The organism is Streptomyces phaeoluteigriseus (genome assembly GCF_001896135.2).
GTDB lineage: Bacteria > Actinomycetota > Actinomycetes > Streptomycetales > Streptomycetaceae > Streptomyces > Streptomyces phaeoluteigriseus.
The window spans coordinates 897,821-912,359 of the sequence record NZ_MPOH02000015.1; the positions used below are offsets into that span (position 1 = coordinate 897,821).

Sequence of the window (14,539 nt, forward strand, 5' to 3'; positions counted from 1 at the left end):
GTCCTACTTCTGTGCCGCCTTCTTAGCGGCAGCCGCCTTCGTCGTGGCCCCGGCGGCCTTCTTCGTCGCCGTGCTGTCGGCGGTCGCCCTGGCGGCGGCCGTCTTCCTCGCCGTGGTCCTGGCGGCGACCGCCTTCTTCGCCGCGTCCTGCGCGGGGCCTTCACCGGCTGCGCGTCGCTGACGCGGTCTCCGAGGACCTCGCGCAGGAACTTGCCGGTGTGGCTGGCCGGGATCCCGGCCACCTCCTCCGGCGTGCCCTCGGCGACGACGATGCCGCCACCCGCGCCGCCCTCGGGACCCATGTCGACGACCCAGTCGGCGGTCTTGATCACATCGAGGTTGTGCTCGATGACGATGACCGTGTTGCCCTTCTCCACGAGGCCGGAGAGGACCTTGAGGAGCTTGCTGATGTCCTCGAAGTGCAGGCCCGTGGTCGGCTCGTCCAGGACGTAGACCGTGCGGCCGGTGGAGCGGCGCTGGAGCTCGCTGGCGAGCTTGACGCGCTGTGCCTCACCGCCGGACAGGGTCGTCGCGGACTGGCCGAGGCGGACGTAGCCGAGGCCGACGTCCTTGAGGGTGTTGAGGTGGCGGGCGATCGCGGGGACGGCCGCGAAGAACTCGGTCGCCTCCTCGATCGGCATGTTCAGGACCTCGGCGATGGACTTGCCCTTGTAGTGGACTTCCAGGGTCTCCCGGTTGTAGCGGGCGCCGTGGCAGACCTCGCACGGGACGTAGACGTCCGGGAGGAAGTTCATCTCGATCTTGATGGTGCCGTCGCCCGCGCAGTTCTCGCAGCGGCCGCCCTTGACGTTGAAGGAGAAGCGGCCGGGCATGTAGCCGCGGACCTTCGCCTCGGTGGTCTCGGCGAACAGCTTGCGGACGTGGTCGAAGACGCCGGTGTAGGTCGCCGGGTTCGACCGCGGGGTGCGGCCGATGGGCGACTGGTCGACGTGTACGACCTTGTCGACGAGGTCGTCGCCGTCCACGCGCGTGTGGCGCCCGGGCACGTTCCTCGCGCCGTTCAGTTCCCTGGCCAGGTGTGTGTACAGGATGTCGTTGACCAGGGTCGACTTGCCGGAGCCGGACACGCCCGTGACCGCGGTGAAGACGCCCAGCGGGAAGGAGACGTCGATGTCCCGCAGGTTGTTCTCCCGGGCGCCGCGCACCGTGAGCTGCCGGGACGGGTCGAGCGGGCGCCGGATGTCGGGCAGCGGGATGGCCTTCTTGCCGGACAGGTAGAGCCCGGTCTGCGACTCCTCGTTGGCGAGCAGTTCCTTGAGGGAGCCGCTGTGCACGACCTTGCCGCCGTGCTCACCCGCGCCGGGGCCGATGTCGACGATCCAGTCGGCGACCTTGATGGTGTCCTCGTCGTGCTCGACGACGATGAGCGTGTTGCCCATGTCGCGCAGCCGGACGAGGGTCTCGATCAGCCGGTGGTTGTCGCGCTGGTGCAGGCCGATGGACGGCTCGTCGAGGACGTACAGCACGCCGACCAGGCCGGAGCCGATCTGGGTGGCCAGGCGGATGCGCTGGGCCTCGCCGCCGGAGAGCGTGCCGGCGGCGCGGTTGAGCGAGAGGTAGTCCAGGCCGACGTCGACGAGGAACCGGAGTCGCTCGTTGACCTCCTTCAGGACGCGCTCTGCGATCTTCTTGTCGCGCGCGTCGAGCTTCAGCGCCCCCAGGAACTCCGCGCAGTCGCTGATCGACATCGCGGCGACCTCGGCGATGGACTTCTCCATGACCGTGACCGCGAGGACGATCGGCTTGAGCCGGGTGCCCTCACAGGTCGGGCAGGGCACCTCGCGCATGTAGCCCTCGAAGCGCTCGCGGCTGGCGTCGCTCTCGGCCTCGCTGTGCCGGCGCTTCACGAACGGAACGGCGCCCTCGAACGGCGTCGTGTACACACGCTCGCGGCCGTACCGGTTGCGGTAGCGGACCTCGATCTGCGTCTTGTGGCCGTGGAGGAGGGCCTTCCTGGCGCGCTGCGGCAGGCCCGCGAACGGGATGTCGGTCCGGAAGCCGAGCGCCTCCGCGAGGGCCCCGATCAGGCGGCCGAAGTAGTCCTTGGTGTGTCCGTGGGACCAGGGGTGGATGGCGCCCTCGTCGAGGGACTTGTCCTCGTCGGGGACGATCAGCTCGGGGTCGACCTCCATGCGCGTGCCGATGCCGGAGCAGTCGGGGCAGGCGCCGAAGGGCGAGTTGAAGGAGAAGGAGCGGGGCTCCAGCTCCTCGAAGGACAGGTCGTCGTAGGCGCAGTACAGGTGCTCGGAGTACATGCGCTCGCGCTCGGGGTCGTCCTCGGGCAGGTCGACGAAGTCGAGCACGACCATGCCGCCGGACAGTCCGAGGGCGGTCTCGACGGAGTCGGTGAGCCGGCGCTTGGCGGACCCCTTCACCGTGAGGCGGTCGATGACCACCTCGATGGTGTGCTTCTCCTGCTTCTTCAGGGTGGGCGGAGTGGAGAGCTGGACGGTCTCGCCGTCCACCCGCGCACGGCTGTAGCCCTTGGTCTGGAGGTCGGCGAACAGGTCGACGAACTCGCCCTTGCGCTCGCGGACCAGCGGTGACAGCACCTGGAAGCGGCTGCCCTCGGGCAGCTCCAGCACCTTGTCGACGATGGCCTGCGGCGACTGGCGCGAGATGGGGCGGCCGCACTCGGGACAGTGCGGCTTGCCGATGCGCGCGAAGAGCAGGCGCAGGTAGTCGTAGACCTCGGTGATGGTGCCGACCGTGGAGCGGGGGTTGCGCGAGGTCGACTTCTGGTCGATGGAGACCGCCGGGGAGAGGCCCTCGATGAAGTCGACGTCCGGCTTGTCCATCTGGCCGAGGAACTGGCGGGCGTACGAGGAGAGGGACTCGACGTAGCGCCGCTGTCCCTCGGCGAAGATCGTGTCGAAGGCCAGCGAGGACTTGCCCGACCCCGACAGGCCCGTGAAGACGATGAGCGAGTCGCGTGGCAGGTCGAGCGAGACATTCTTGAGGTTGTGCTCGCGCGCGCCACGGACGATGAGACGGTCGGCCACGCCGGTCCGCACCTTTCTTGAGAGAAGTGACAGGGGCGGGGCCCCCGTCTTTCCCAGACTAGGGGGAGCCACTGACAACGCCGGTCGGATTCACGGGTTGACAACAATCCCCTGCCATCCAGCATGCCCGACGCCGCCACCGACCTTATAGCACGTACATTCGATTCACGGTGGTTGTCGGCCGCCTTCACCCGAAGGTGTGGCGGAGCTAGGGTCAGCACCATGATTGATCACGCTCATGACCTGGCGTCTGTACGTGCCGCGACGGAGCGGCTGCTCACCGCAGTCGCCGAACTGGACAACGCGTCCGTGACGCAGTCGTCACGCCTGCCCGGCTGGAGCCGCGGTCACGTCCTCGCACATCTGGCCCGAAACGCCGACGCCCTGGTGAACGTCCTCCAGGGCCGTCCCATGTACGTCGACGCAACCCTGCGGGACGCCGACATCGAGCGGGACGCCCCGCGTGCCCTGCACGTCCAGCTCGCGGACCTGCGGGACAGCGCCGCCCGCTTCCAGGAGGCCGGGGCCGCCCCCGCGGACTGGTCGCGCACGGTCGAGCTGCGCAACGGGGTCACCGACTCGGCGGCGAGGGTGCCCTTCCGGCGATGGGCCGAGGTGGAGCTGCACCACGTGGACCTCGGGATCGGCTACGAGCTGGAGGATCTGCCGGAGGAGTTCGTCGTACGGGAGATCGACTTCCTGACGGAACGCTTCGGCGGCCACACCGACGTGCCGCCGACACGCCTCACCGACGGCACGCGCGCGTGGCGCACCGGGCGGGAGGCGGACAGCGCCGAGGTGACCGTCACCGGCTCCGGTGCCGACCTTCTGGGATGGCTGGCCGGGCGCCGTGACGGCTCCCCACTGGCCGTCGACGGCGGGCCGCTGCCGGCCCTCCCGCCGCTATAGGCTGGCGGTCATGACGTACAGCGGAGAGGTGCGGGTCGGCGGCTCGGCGGACGTGCACGAGCTGAAGGACCTGATGATCACCAAGATCGCGGTCGGCCCGATGGGGAACAACGCCTATCTGCTGCGTTGCCGGGCCACGGACGAACAGCTGCTGATCGACGCGGCCGACGACGCACGGACGCTGCTCGGCATGATCGGTGACGACGGCATCGCCTCCGTCGTCACCACTCACCGGCACGGAGATCACTGGCAGGCGCTCGCCGAGGTCGTCGCGGCCACCCGCGCGCGTACGTACGCCGGCCGGGACGACGCCGAGGGCATTCCGGTGCCGACCGACGTCCTGGTCGACGACGGCGACGTGATCCGGGTGGGCCGTGTGCAACTCACCGCGCGCCATCTCGTCGGACACACGCCGGGCTCGATCGCCCTCGTGTACGACGACCCGCACGGGCATCCGCACGTGTTCACGGGCGACTGTCTCTTCCCGGGCGGTGTGGGCAACACCCGCGAGGACCCCGAGGCGTTCGCCCGGCTGATCCAGGACGTCGAGACGAAGATCTTCGACGTCCTCCCGGACGAGACCTGGGTCTATCCGGGACACGGCAACGACACCACCCTGGGCGACGAGCGCCCGCACCTGCCGGAGTGGCACGCGCGCGGGTGGTGAATTCCGCCGCGCGCCCCTGACGTCAGGTGCCTACCGGCTCTCCGCCGCGCGCCCCTGACGTCAAGTGCCTACCGGGCCCTCCATCCGTACCGGCCCTCCATCCGTACCGCCCCTCGGTGCGTGCACGGCACCCCGGGGGCGCGCACAGCCGCACGCGCGCGCCCCGTGTGAAAGCCGTGCACGCGCCGACAGCTCGCGCGCGCTCCCCGTACGCCTGACGGCGCGGTCAACTGGTGGCAGCCCCGCGCGGGACGACGGCTCCGGCGCGGACGGGCCGCCGGTCTCGTTCCCCGCCCTCGACCGGCGCCCCGGCGCGTTCCGGCCCCCGTGTTCACAAGACCGCAACACCCGTTCCCACCATGCGGGAAGACACTTTCGCGACCTCGACAAACACGGCTTTCGCTGCGAGTCTCCCGCCATGCGCCCTGCCCCTCGTACCCTGCGCCGCGCTGTCGCCGGCATCACCGTCGCCCTCCTCGCCGCCGCCGTCGGCTGCGCACCGCAGCCGGAGGAGGAGGCGGCCGCCTCGCCGTCCGGTTCCACCGGAGGCGCCTGCGCCAAGGGCGAGTTGGCCACCAGGACCTCCGGCACGCTGACGATCGCCACCGACGAGCCCGCTTACGAGCCGTGGTTCAAGAACGGCGAGCCCGCGAGTGGTGAGGGCTTCGAGTCGGCGGTGGCGTACGCCGTGGCCGAGCAGCTCGGATACGACAAGAGCGCCGTCGTCTGGCAGAGCGTGCCCTTCAACAAGGCGTTCGCGCCCGGTGCGAAGACCTTCGACTTCGACATCAACCAGGTGTCGATCAGCGAGGAGCGCAGGAAGGCCGTGGACTTCTCGTCCGGCTACTACGACGTGCGCCAGGCCGTCATCGCGCTGAAGGGCTCCAAGGCCGCGAGCGCGAAGAGCATCGCCGACCTCAAGGGCCTCGAACTGGGCGCCCAGGTCGGCACCACCAGCCTCGACTACATCGACGACGTGGTGAAGCCGACCGGGGCCGCTGCTGTCTACGCCAAGAACGACCAGGCCAAGTCCGCGCTGAAGAACGGCCAGGTCGACGCCATCGTCACCGACCTGCCGACCGCCTTCTACATCACCGCCGCCGAGGTCACGGACGCCCGGATCGTCGGGCAGTTCGCGAACAAGGGCGGGACGCCGGAGCAGTTCGGGCTCGTGCTCGACAAGGGCAGCGCGCTCACCTCCTGCGTGACGGACGCCGTGGACACCCTGCGGGAGAACGGCACGCTGGCGAAAATCGAGCAGCGGTGGCTCTCCGACGCCGTCGACGCCCCGGTGCTCAAGTGACGCTGGTGAAGGAGCAGTCTGAGCCGGAGGAAGCCGACGACAAGGGCGGCGCGGACCCTGCGGGCGACGGGTACGTGCCCTCGCCGCGGCGGCTGGAGCGCGAGCGCCACAAGCGCGCGCGTACCCGCCGCGCGACCGCGATCGCCGCCGCCTCCACCCTGGTCACCGGTGCCGTCCTCTACCTGGTCGTGGTGAGCGCGCCCGGCTGGCAGCGCACCAAGGAGACCTTCTTCGACGGGCAGTACGCGCGCGAGGCGTTCCCCAAGGTCCTCGAAGGGCTCTGGCTGAACGTCCGGCTGCTGCTCGTCTGCGGCGCCGCCGTGCTGGTCCTCGGCATGCTCATCGCCGTCGCCCGCACCCTGCGCGGCCCCGTCTTCTTCCCGCTGCGGGTGCTCGCCGCCGCCTACACCGACTTCTTCCGCGGTCTGCCGCTGATCATCAACCTGATGATCGTGGTGCTCGGCGTGCCGGCCCTGCGCCTTCAAGGCGTGACCGTCGACCCGGTCCTGCTCGGCGGTACCGCCCTGACGCTGACGTACTCGGCGTACGTGGCCGAGGTGTTCCGCGCCGGCATCGAGTCCGTCCACCCCTCGCAGCGCGCGGCGGCCCGCTCACTGGGCCTGAACAACCGGCAGGCACTGCGGTACGTCGTGCTGCCCCAGGCCGTCCGCCGTCAGGTGCCGCCGCTGCTGAACGACCTGGTGTCCCTCCAGAAGGACACCGGGCTGGTGTCCATCGGCGGCGCGATCGACGCCGTACGCGCCGCGGACATCATCGCGGGCCGCAGCCTCAACTACACGCCGTACATCGTCGCGGGGCTGGTCTTCGTGGCGCTGACCATCCCCATGACCCGGTTCACGGACTGGGTGACGTCCCGGATGGACCGTCAGCGGGCGCAGGGAGGAACGACATGAGTGATGTGCCCGTGTCCCCCGGAGGCCTCCCCGTCCTGCGGATGGAGGCCGTTCGCAAGACCTTCGGCGACGCGGTCGTCCTGCGGGACGTCGACCTGGAGGTCGCCCCGCACACGGTGACCGCGCTGATCGGCGCCTCCGGCTCCGGCAAGTCCACGCTGCTGCGCTGTGCCAACCTGCTGGAGGACGTGGACGACGGGGCGATCTGGCTGGACGGCGAGGAGATCACCGACCCACGTGCCGACCCGGACGCGGTACGGCGCCGTATCGGCGTGGTCTTCCAGGCGTACAACCTGTTCCCGCACATGACGGTGCTGGAGAACATCACACTCGCTCCTCGCCGGGTGCACGGGGTCGCCCGCGCGGACGCCGAGGAACACGCCAGGGAGCTGCTGGAGCGGCTCGGGCTGGGCGGGAAGGCGGGCGCCTACCCGGACCGGCTCAGCGGCGGCCAGCAGCAGCGGGTCGCCATCGTGCGCGCCCTGGCCGTTCGTCCCCGGCTGCTGCTGCTCGACGAGATCACCGCGGCCCTGGACCCGGAGCTGGTGGGCGAGGTCCTGAACGTGGTGCGTGATCTGAAGGGCGACGGCATGACCATGGTGCTGGCCACGCACGAGATGGGCTTCGCCCGCGAGGTCGCCGACCAGGTCTGCTTCCTGGACGAAGGCGTGGTGCTGGAGCACGGCACCCCCGAGCAGGTCTTCGGCGACCCCCGGCAGGAGCGCACGCGGCGCTTCCTGCGGCGGATCGTGGAGGCCGGACGCCTGTGAGGGACGCCGGTGAGGGCGCCGGTAAGGGGCGCCTGCCAGGAGGCCGGTGCTTACGCGTGGCCGGTGCTCACACGTGGCCGGTGCTCACACGTGGCCGGGCGATCGCGCCCGGCGGGCGCTCAGGTGCTCGCCTGCCCCGCCCCCGCCAGCGCGGCGACACGCTCCACGGCGAACACGTAGCCCTGCACTCCGCAGCCCGCGATGACGCCGTCGGCACGCAGGGAGACGTACGAGTGGTGCCGGAAGGACTCGCGCTGGTGGATGTTGGAGATGTGGACCTCCAGCACCGGCAGTCCGTCGCAGGTGTTGAGCGCGTCGAGAATCGCGATCGACGTGTGCGAGTAGGCACCGGGGTTGATCACGACGGCGCAGTGGTTCCGCCGCGCCTCGTGGATCCAGTCCACCAGCTCGCCCTCGTGGTTGGACTGCCGGAAGTCCACCGTGCCGCCGTGCGCCGCCGCGGCCTTCGCGCAGAGCGCCTCGATGTCGGCGAGCGTGTCGGAGCCGTAGATCTCCGGCTGGCGCTGCCCCAGAAGGTTCAGATTGGGGCCGTTGAGAATCATGATGGGGGCGTTGGCCAGGGTGCGGGGCACGGTTTCCTCCGGTCCGTTCGGCGTGGGGCGGCCCTTCGGACCGCTGCTCGGACCCGGTTTATCACGGTGGCTCGGAGCCGGTTTCATCACGGTGAAATAGCAGGGACCGAAGCCCTAGCCTCGTGGCATGACCACACCGTCGTATCCTCCCAAGCCCTCGCCCGGTGACCGCATAGCCGTCCTCTCGCCGGGCGCCGGCCTCCCGGGACTCTTCCCGGTCCCCCACGAACTGGGCCTGGAGCGGCTGCGCGGGGAGTTCGGCCTCGAGCCGGTCGAGTACCCGACGACCCGCACGATGGGCGCGACGCCGCGGGAGCGGGCCGACGACATCCACGCGGCCTTCGCCGACCCCGACGTCAAGGCGGTCATCGCGACGATCGGCGGCGACGACCAGATCACCGTCCTGCCGCTGCTGGACCGCGAGTTGATCCGGGCCAACCCGAAGCCGTTCTTCGGGACGAGCGACAACACCAATCTGCTCGCCTTCCTGTACAACACAGGAATCGTCGGCTACCACGGCGCGACCGTGATGGTCCAGCTCGGGCGGCCGGTGGCCATGGACGCGCTGACCGCAGACTCCCTGCGGGCGGCCCTGTTCACCTCGGGCGCGTACGAACTGCGGCCCGCCGAGCGCTGGAACGACGTCAACCGCGACTGGGCCGACCCGGCGACCTTCTTGTCGGAACCGGAGACCCGGCCGGGCACCGGCTGGATCTGGCGCAACGCCGACCGGGTGGTCGAGGGCCGTGGCTGGGGCGGCAACCTGGAGATCCTCTCCTGGCTCCTGATGGCCGACCGCGAGATCTCCCACGACCTGTCGGTGTACGACGGCGGCGTGCTGTTCCTGGAGACCTCGGAGGAACTGCCCAGCGGCACGGAGGTCTTCCGGATCCTGCGCACCATGGGCGAGCGCGGTCTCCTCCAGCGGTTCCCCGCGTTCCTGATGGCCCGCGCCAAGACATGGTCCTTCGAACAGCCCAACAATCCCGCCGACGCCGCCCGGTACGCCGCCGAGCAGCGTGAGGCCGTACTGAGCGCGCTCGAGATCTACGCGCCCGACACCCTCGCCGTCTTCGACGTGGACTTCGGCCACACAGACCCGCAACTCGTTCTCCCCTACGGCGGGACGATCCGCGTCGACGGCCCGGAACGGCGCATCACCGTCACCTACTGAGCCCTGCGACACGCGGTCGCGCCACCGTGCGCCCCCGTAACCGTCGGTCACCGTGGGTAGTTGACGCGGCATGCACGACGTACGCACCGTAAGCACCGCGAAGGCGCCCTCCATGCCGCGGCTCGCGGCCGCCTCGCTCGCCGGGACGGCCATCGAGTTCTACGACTTCTTCGTCTACGGGACCGCCGCGGCGCTCGTCCTGGGGCCGCTGTTCTTTCCGACGTTCTCGCCGCTGGCGGGAACACTGGCGGCGTTCGCGACGTTCGGCGTGGGCTTCGTGGCCCGGCCGCTGGGGTCGGTGCTCTTCGGTCACGTCGGGGACCGGCGCGGACGCCGGCCGGTCCTCGTGGTCTCCCTGTTGCTGACGGGCGCCTCGACGGTCGCGGTCGGGTGCGTGCCGACGTACGGCTCGATCGGGGTGGCGGCTCCCGTGCTGCTGCTCGTGCTGCGGTTTCTGCAGGGGCTGGGGCTCGGCGGGGAATGGGGCGGCGCGGTGCTGCTGACGGCGGAGCACGCGCCCGCCGGGCGGCGCGGGCTGTGGTCGAGCTTCCCGCAGGTCGGGCCCGCGGTGGGCTTCCTGCTCGCCAACGGCGTGGTGCTGGCCCTGTCCGCCTCCCTGACCGAGGCGCAGTTCGCGCGGTGGGGCTGGCGGGTGCCCTTCTGGGCGGCGGGCGTGCTGGCGGTGCTCGGGCTGTGGCTGAGGTCGTCGCTGCCCGAGAGCCCTCGGTTCCTGGAGATCGAGGCCCCCGCGCGCGTGCCGCTCGTGGAGGTGGTCCGCTCCCACTGGCGGCTCGTCCTGCTGACCGCCGGCGGACTCGCCGTCGGCTACGCGATCTTCTACGCCGTGACGACCTGGTCGCTCGCCTATGGCACGGAACGGCTCGGTGTGAGCCGGACCGTCATGCTGGCCTGCATCATGGCCGCGGTGGTGGTGAAGGGGGCGTTGACGCCCGTGGCGGCACTGCTCGGCGACCTCTACGGGCGGCGACCGTTGTGTCTGGCCGGCTGCGCCGCCGCCGCGCTGTGGATGTTCCCCCTGGTCGCGCTTCTGGGGACGGGCGAGCCGCTGCCGATGTTCCTGGGGTTCCTCGGTGCCATGCTCGCGTTCGTCACCATGTTCGCCGTCATCGCCGCCTACCTGCCGGAGTTGTACGAGCCGAGGATCCGCTGCACGGGCGCGGCGGTCGGCTACAACCTCGGCGGAGTCCTCGGCGGCGCTCTCACCCCCCTCGCGGCGACGGCGCTGGCCGAGCACTCGGGGCGCGTCCCCTGGGGTGTGGGTGCGTATCTGACGGGCATCGCGCTGCTCAGCCTCGGCTGCTTCGCCCTGCTGCCGGAGACGCGACCGGCGCCGGCGGCGCAGACAGCACCGGAAGCCGCCTCCGGTCCGGGACCGGGACCGGAGGCAGGTGCTGGAGCGGGGGCGGGGGCTGGAGCGGGAGCGGAAGCCGGGGCTGGGGCCGGGGCCGGTGGCCTGGCCGCTACGGATTGATCGCCAGCTCCAGATACGCCGCGAACAGCACGAGATGCACGCCGCCCTGGAGCGGTGTGGCCCTTCCCGGTACGACGGTCAGGGAACTGACGACGACGGTGAGCGCGAGCAGCACCATGTGGGTGGGGCCCAGGCCGAGGACGAGCGGTCCGGAGAGCCACACGGAGGCCAGGGCGACGGCCGGGATGGTCAGGCCGATGCTGGCCATCGCGGAGCCGAGCGCGAGGTTGAGGCTGGTCTGCACCCGGTCACGTCGGGCGGAGCGCAGCGCGGCGATGGTCTCGGGGAGCAGCACGAGCAGCGCGATGATCACTCCGACGACGGCGTGGGGAAGCCCTGCGGCCTCCACGCCGTCCTCGATCGTCGGAGAGACCCCCTTGGCCAGCCCCACCACGCCGATCAGGGCCAGGCCGAGCAGGCTCAGGCTGATCACCGCGGTGCGCGAGGACGGCACGGCGGCGTGGTCGTCCCCGGTGATCACGTCTCCCTGCCGGGTGACCGGCAGGAAGTAGTCGCGGTGCCGGACGGTCTGGGTCGCCACGAACAGGCCGTAGAGGATCAGGGAGGACAGGGCGGCGAAGGTGAGCTGGACGCTGGAGAACTCCGGCCCCGGTTTGCTGGTGGTGAAGGTCGGCAGGACCAGGCTCAGGGTGGCCAGGGTCGCGACGGTCGCCAGGGCGGCGCCGGTGCCCTCGGGGTTGAAGATCGCCGTGCCGTGGCGCAGGGAGGCGACCAGGAGGCTCAGGCCGACGATGCCGTTGCAGGTGATCATCACGGCCGCGAAAACCGTGTCCCTGGCGAGGGTCGAACCCTTGTCGCCGCCGTCCGCCATCAGTGTGACGATCAGCGCGACCTCGATGATCGTCACGGCGACCGCCAGCACCAGGGAGCCGAAGGGTTCGCCGACGCGGTGGGCGACGACCTCGGCATGGTGCACGGCCGCCAGGACGGCTCCCGCGAGGACGACGGTGACCAGCGCGACCACCACCGGAGCGAGGTCACGGCCCCAGGACAGAATCAGCAGGACGACGGCGAGCGCGGGCACGACGGACGTCCAGCGGATCGTGAGCGACCTGAGCCGAGCGATCATGCAGCGATCGTCGCAGAGCGGTTCGGACCGCGCATTCCGGTCTGCGCGAAACGCCGGGAGCGGTGCCCGGCGAATCGCCGCCGCGCACCGCTCCCGAGGCCCTCCCTGCATCGCCCGTGGTCAGACGTCGATGCTGTCCTTCGGGGAGCCTTCGCCGCCGGTCCCCGCCTTCTCGGTCCCCGGCTTCCGGGCCGCCTCGGTCGCCGCCTGCTTCTTCGAGGCCCACAGGCTGGTGATGGTGGTGACGATCAGGACGGAGCAGATGACGCCGAGCGAGACAGGGATGCTGATCTCGGGGACATGGACCCCGGACTCGTGCAGCGCGTGCAGCACCAGCTTCACGCCGATGAAGCCGAGGATGATCGACAGGCCGTAGCTGAGGTGGACCAGCTTCCTCAGCAGGCCGCCGATGAGGAAGTACAGCTGCCTCAGGCCCATCAATGCGAACGCGTTGGCCGTGAACACGATGTACGGGTCCTGCGTCAGGCCGAAGATCGCGGGGATCGAGTCGAGGGCGAAGAGCACGTCGGTGGAGCCGATCGCGAGCATCACGACCAGCATCGGGGTCATGACCCGCTTGCCGTTCTGCTCGATCCACAGCTTGGTGCCGTGGTAGCGGTCGGCGACACCGAACTTGCGCTCGGCGGCCTTGAGCAGCTTGTTCTCCTCGAACTCCTCGTCCTCCTGGTCGGCCCGCGCCTCCTGGATGAGCTTCCAGGCGGTCCAGATGAGGAAGGCGCCGAACAGGTAGAACACCCAGGCGAAGCTGGCGAGGATCGCGGCGCCCGCGGCGATGAAGATCGCCCGCAGAACCAGGGCTATGAGTACGCCGATGAGCAGGACCCGCTGCTGGTACTGCGAGGGGACGGCGAACTTCGCCATGATCAGGACGAAGACGAAGAGGTTGTCGACACTGAGCGACTTCTCGGTGATGAAGCCCGCGAAGAACTCTCCGGCGGGCTCGCCTCCGCCGAAGAGGAACAGGCCGAGCCCGAACAGGGCGGCCAGGACGATCCAGACGACGGTCCAGATACCGGCTTCCTTGATCGACACGTCATGCGGCTTGCGGCCGATGAAGAAGTCGATCGCGATGAGGGCACTCAGGCCCACGATGGTCAGGACCCACAGGGTCAGGGAAACATCCACTGCGCCTCCGGCAGTACGTAACGGCAGGTGATCAGCGTCGTCGCGCTGCCGGAGGTCTCTTCCACCCCGGGTCCCGGCGCACAGCATGCGCACGGGGCCACACGGGCCGACGCCCCGGGATCAGGCCTGATCCGTATTGACGGGTACGCCGCAGCAGACAGGGAGTACTCCCTCCGTGGGAAAAACACTACCCAATTACCAAGGAAAGGTAAAGTGATCGGCAAAAGAAAGACAAAAATACCTGGTCAGAGGCACTTTACGGTTACTTGGCGAACGGGGGAAGCGGATCAGTCGCGCCGGAGGCGGCGGCCCTCGGCGACCTGCGCGAGGACCTGCTGGAGCACCTGACTGCCGGGCGGCAGGAGGGCTGGTTCGTACGTCCAGGCATGCCCGACCCAGGGATCGGCGAGATGGTCGTCCGGAACCGGAGTGAGACGCATCAGCCCGCGCCACAGCGGGTCCAGCAACGGACCGTAACCGGCGGCGTCCTCGCGGTCGGCGACCAACATCAGATGGACCCCGACGGCCGGACCCTCGTCCGCGAGGTAGCGGAGCCGGGTCACGGCACGGTCGTCGAAGCCGTGCGGGAAATCGTTGACCACCAGGAGCTGCTGGGCCGTGTCGAAGTCGGGCGGAAGCGAGTCTGCGGCACCACCGCGCACCGCCATCTGCACCAGGTCGACGTGCTCGGTGAGCCGGGTCAGGAGGTCCGCCACACCGGCCGCGCCCACGGCGGGCGGCGCCGCGAGCACGCCGCTCCGCACCAGCGGGGCGAACGCCTGCGCACCCGAACCGGCCGGATCGACGACATGCACCGTGAACTCGTCGGCGGGATGGACCGCCAGCAGCCGGGCCGTGTGCGCCACGGCCGAGTCCAGCGCGAGCCGGCGCAGCTCGTGGGAGTCCAGGAACGAGCCGTCGGGCGCCCCGGTCCGCCCGCTGTCGATCCACAGACCGCGCTCCAGCGGGAGGCGGATGAGCATGGGGATGCGCAGGCGGTCGCTCTCGGGCAGGTGGAGATCGCCCAGGCGCAGAGCCATGGGCATCTCCATGGGTACGCGGTAGGCGTGCCAGGCCGGGTTGTCCCAGCGCGCGTAGGCCGGGGGCAGCGCCGGCTCGACGACCTCGGCCTCGGCGGCGAGCTGGGCGAGGTCCCGGTCCAGGACCTGCCGGGCCTGGTCGACGAGTTGGGCGTGCTTGGCGCGAGCGGACTCGCGGGCCGCGTCGCCCCGGCCACCTATCCGGCTGCGCGGGTCGGAGAGGACCTCGTCGAGTTCCCTGTCCATCCGGGTGTCGGCGAAGTCGACGGCGCTGCGGTACGCGGCCGTGGCGCGGGCCAGGTCCTCGAACATGCCCCAGACCTGGTTGTACAGCCGCTCCTCCATCGACCAGCCGGTGGCGTCCCCGGCGACCGGCTGCGCGGGCCGGCCGGGCTCTGCCGGGGGTGAGGCGGGCGGG

The 14,539-nt window shown here is 70.4% G+C and carries 10 protein-coding genes and 2 pseudogenes; 7 read left to right on the forward strand and 5 right to left on the reverse strand.

Annotation, left to right across the window (positions count from 1 at the left end; translation table 11 throughout):
* Nucleotides 1-3: 3 nt before the first annotated feature.
* Nucleotides 4-3,023: pseudogene (gene uvrA / locus BM536_RS21995) on the reverse strand (excinuclease ABC subunit UvrA).
* A gap of 222 nt (nt 3,024-3,245) precedes the next feature.
* On the opposite strand from uvrA, the gene BM536_RS22000 reads away from it, so the two are divergent.
* The 5 genes from BM536_RS22000 to BM536_RS22020 all read left to right on the forward strand — a co-directional run bounded on the left by BM536_RS22000 (nt 3,246) and on the right by BM536_RS22020 (nt 7,586).
* Nucleotides 3,246-3,932 (forward strand): maleylpyruvate isomerase family mycothiol-dependent enzyme, encoded by a 687-nt coding sequence (locus tag BM536_RS22000; RefSeq protein ID WP_073494834.1) that lies wholly within the window; start codon nt 3,246-3,248, stop codon nt 3,930-3,932.
* A gap of 10 nt (nt 3,933-3,942) precedes the next feature.
* The gene (locus BM536_RS22005) at nt 3,943-4,599 is read left to right on the forward strand and encodes an MBL fold metallo-hydrolase (RefSeq protein WP_073494836.1); all 657 of its coding nucleotides are present in this window, start codon (nt 3,943-3,945) and stop codon (nt 4,597-4,599) included.
* Between the two features lie 418 nt (nt 4,600-5,017).
* A complete protein-coding gene (locus tag BM536_RS22010) occupies nt 5,018-5,902 on the forward strand; it encodes an ABC transporter substrate-binding protein (protein ID WP_073494838.1) in 885 nt (294 codons plus the stop codon).
* Entirely contained in the window at nt 5,899-6,816 is a 918-nt protein-coding gene (locus BM536_RS22015; protein ID WP_073494840.1) for an amino acid ABC transporter permease, read from the forward strand. The genes BM536_RS22010 and BM536_RS22015 overlap by 4 nt, the downstream gene beginning before the upstream one ends.
* On the forward strand, nt 6,813-7,586 hold the full coding sequence (locus tag BM536_RS22020) for an amino acid ABC transporter ATP-binding protein (protein ID WP_211362925.1): 774 nt from the start codon (nt 6,813-6,815) through the stop codon (nt 7,584-7,586). Before BM536_RS22015 ends, BM536_RS22020 begins: the two co-directional genes overlap by 4 nt.
* Nucleotides 7,587-7,705: 119 nt before the next feature.
* Here BM536_RS22020 and aroQ read toward each other — a convergent pair whose 3' ends face one another.
* Complete coding sequence (gene aroQ / locus BM536_RS22025; protein WP_073494842.1) at nt 7,706-8,179, reverse strand: type II 3-dehydroquinate dehydratase; 474 nt, start codon at nt 8,177-8,179, stop codon at nt 7,706-7,708.
* 127 nt (nt 8,180-8,306) lie between these two features.
* On the opposite strand from aroQ, the gene BM536_RS22030 reads away from it, so the two are divergent.
* Nucleotides 8,307-9,353 (forward strand): S66 family peptidase, encoded by a 1,047-nt coding sequence (locus tag BM536_RS22030; protein WP_073494844.1) that lies wholly within the window; start codon nt 8,307-8,309, stop codon nt 9,351-9,353.
* Between the two features lie 112 nt (nt 9,354-9,465).
* A complete protein-coding gene (locus BM536_RS22035) occupies nt 9,466-10,845 on the forward strand; it encodes an MFS transporter (RefSeq protein WP_094103516.1) in 1,380 nt (459 codons plus the stop codon).
* On the opposite strand, the gene BM536_RS22040 is transcribed toward BM536_RS22035, so the two are convergent.
* The 3 genes and pseudogenes from BM536_RS22040 to BM536_RS22050 form a co-directional block, all read right to left on the reverse strand.
* Nucleotides 10,835-11,935 carry a calcium:cation antiporter gene (locus BM536_RS22040; protein ID WP_073494846.1) on the reverse strand — a complete coding sequence of 367 codons (1,101 nt, stop codon included), beginning with the start codon at nt 11,933-11,935 and terminating at the stop codon, nt 10,835-10,837. The genes BM536_RS22035 and BM536_RS22040 overlap by 11 nt on opposite strands.
* Nucleotides 11,936-12,055: 120 nt before the next feature.
* On the reverse strand, nt 12,056-13,081 hold the full coding sequence (locus BM536_RS22045; RefSeq protein WP_073494848.1) for a TerC family protein: 1,026 nt from the start codon (nt 13,079-13,081) through the stop codon (nt 12,056-12,058).
* A 287-nt stretch (nt 13,082-13,368) separates the two neighbouring features.
* Nucleotides 13,369-14,539 (reverse strand): annotated as a pseudogene (locus BM536_RS22050) (TerD family protein); the annotation flags it as partial.

Coding starts and splice junctions, on each gene's coding strand:
- BM536_RS22000 (WP_073494834.1), top strand. CDS start 3,246: ATGATTGATCACGCTCATGACCTGGCGTCTGTACGTGCCGCGACGGAG.
- BM536_RS22005 (WP_073494836.1), top strand. CDS start 3,943: ATGACGTACAGCGGAGAGGTGCGGGTCGGCGGCTCGGCGGACGTGCAC.
- BM536_RS22010 (WP_073494838.1), top strand. CDS start 5,018: ATGCGCCCTGCCCCTCGTACCCTGCGCCGCGCTGTCGCCGGCATCACC.
- BM536_RS22020 (WP_211362925.1), top strand. CDS start 6,813: ATGAGTGATGTGCCCGTGTCCCCCGGAGGCCTCCCCGTCCTGCGGATG.
- BM536_RS22030 (WP_073494844.1), top strand. CDS start 8,307: ATGACCACACCGTCGTATCCTCCCAAGCCCTCGCCCGGTGACCGCATA.
- BM536_RS22035 (WP_094103516.1), top strand. CDS start 9,466: ATGCCGCGGCTCGCGGCCGCCTCGCTCGCCGGGACGGCCATCGAGTTC.
- BM536_RS22040 (WP_073494846.1), bottom strand. CDS start 11,935: ATGATCGCTCGGCTCAGGTCGCTCACGATCCGCTGGACGTCCGTCGTG.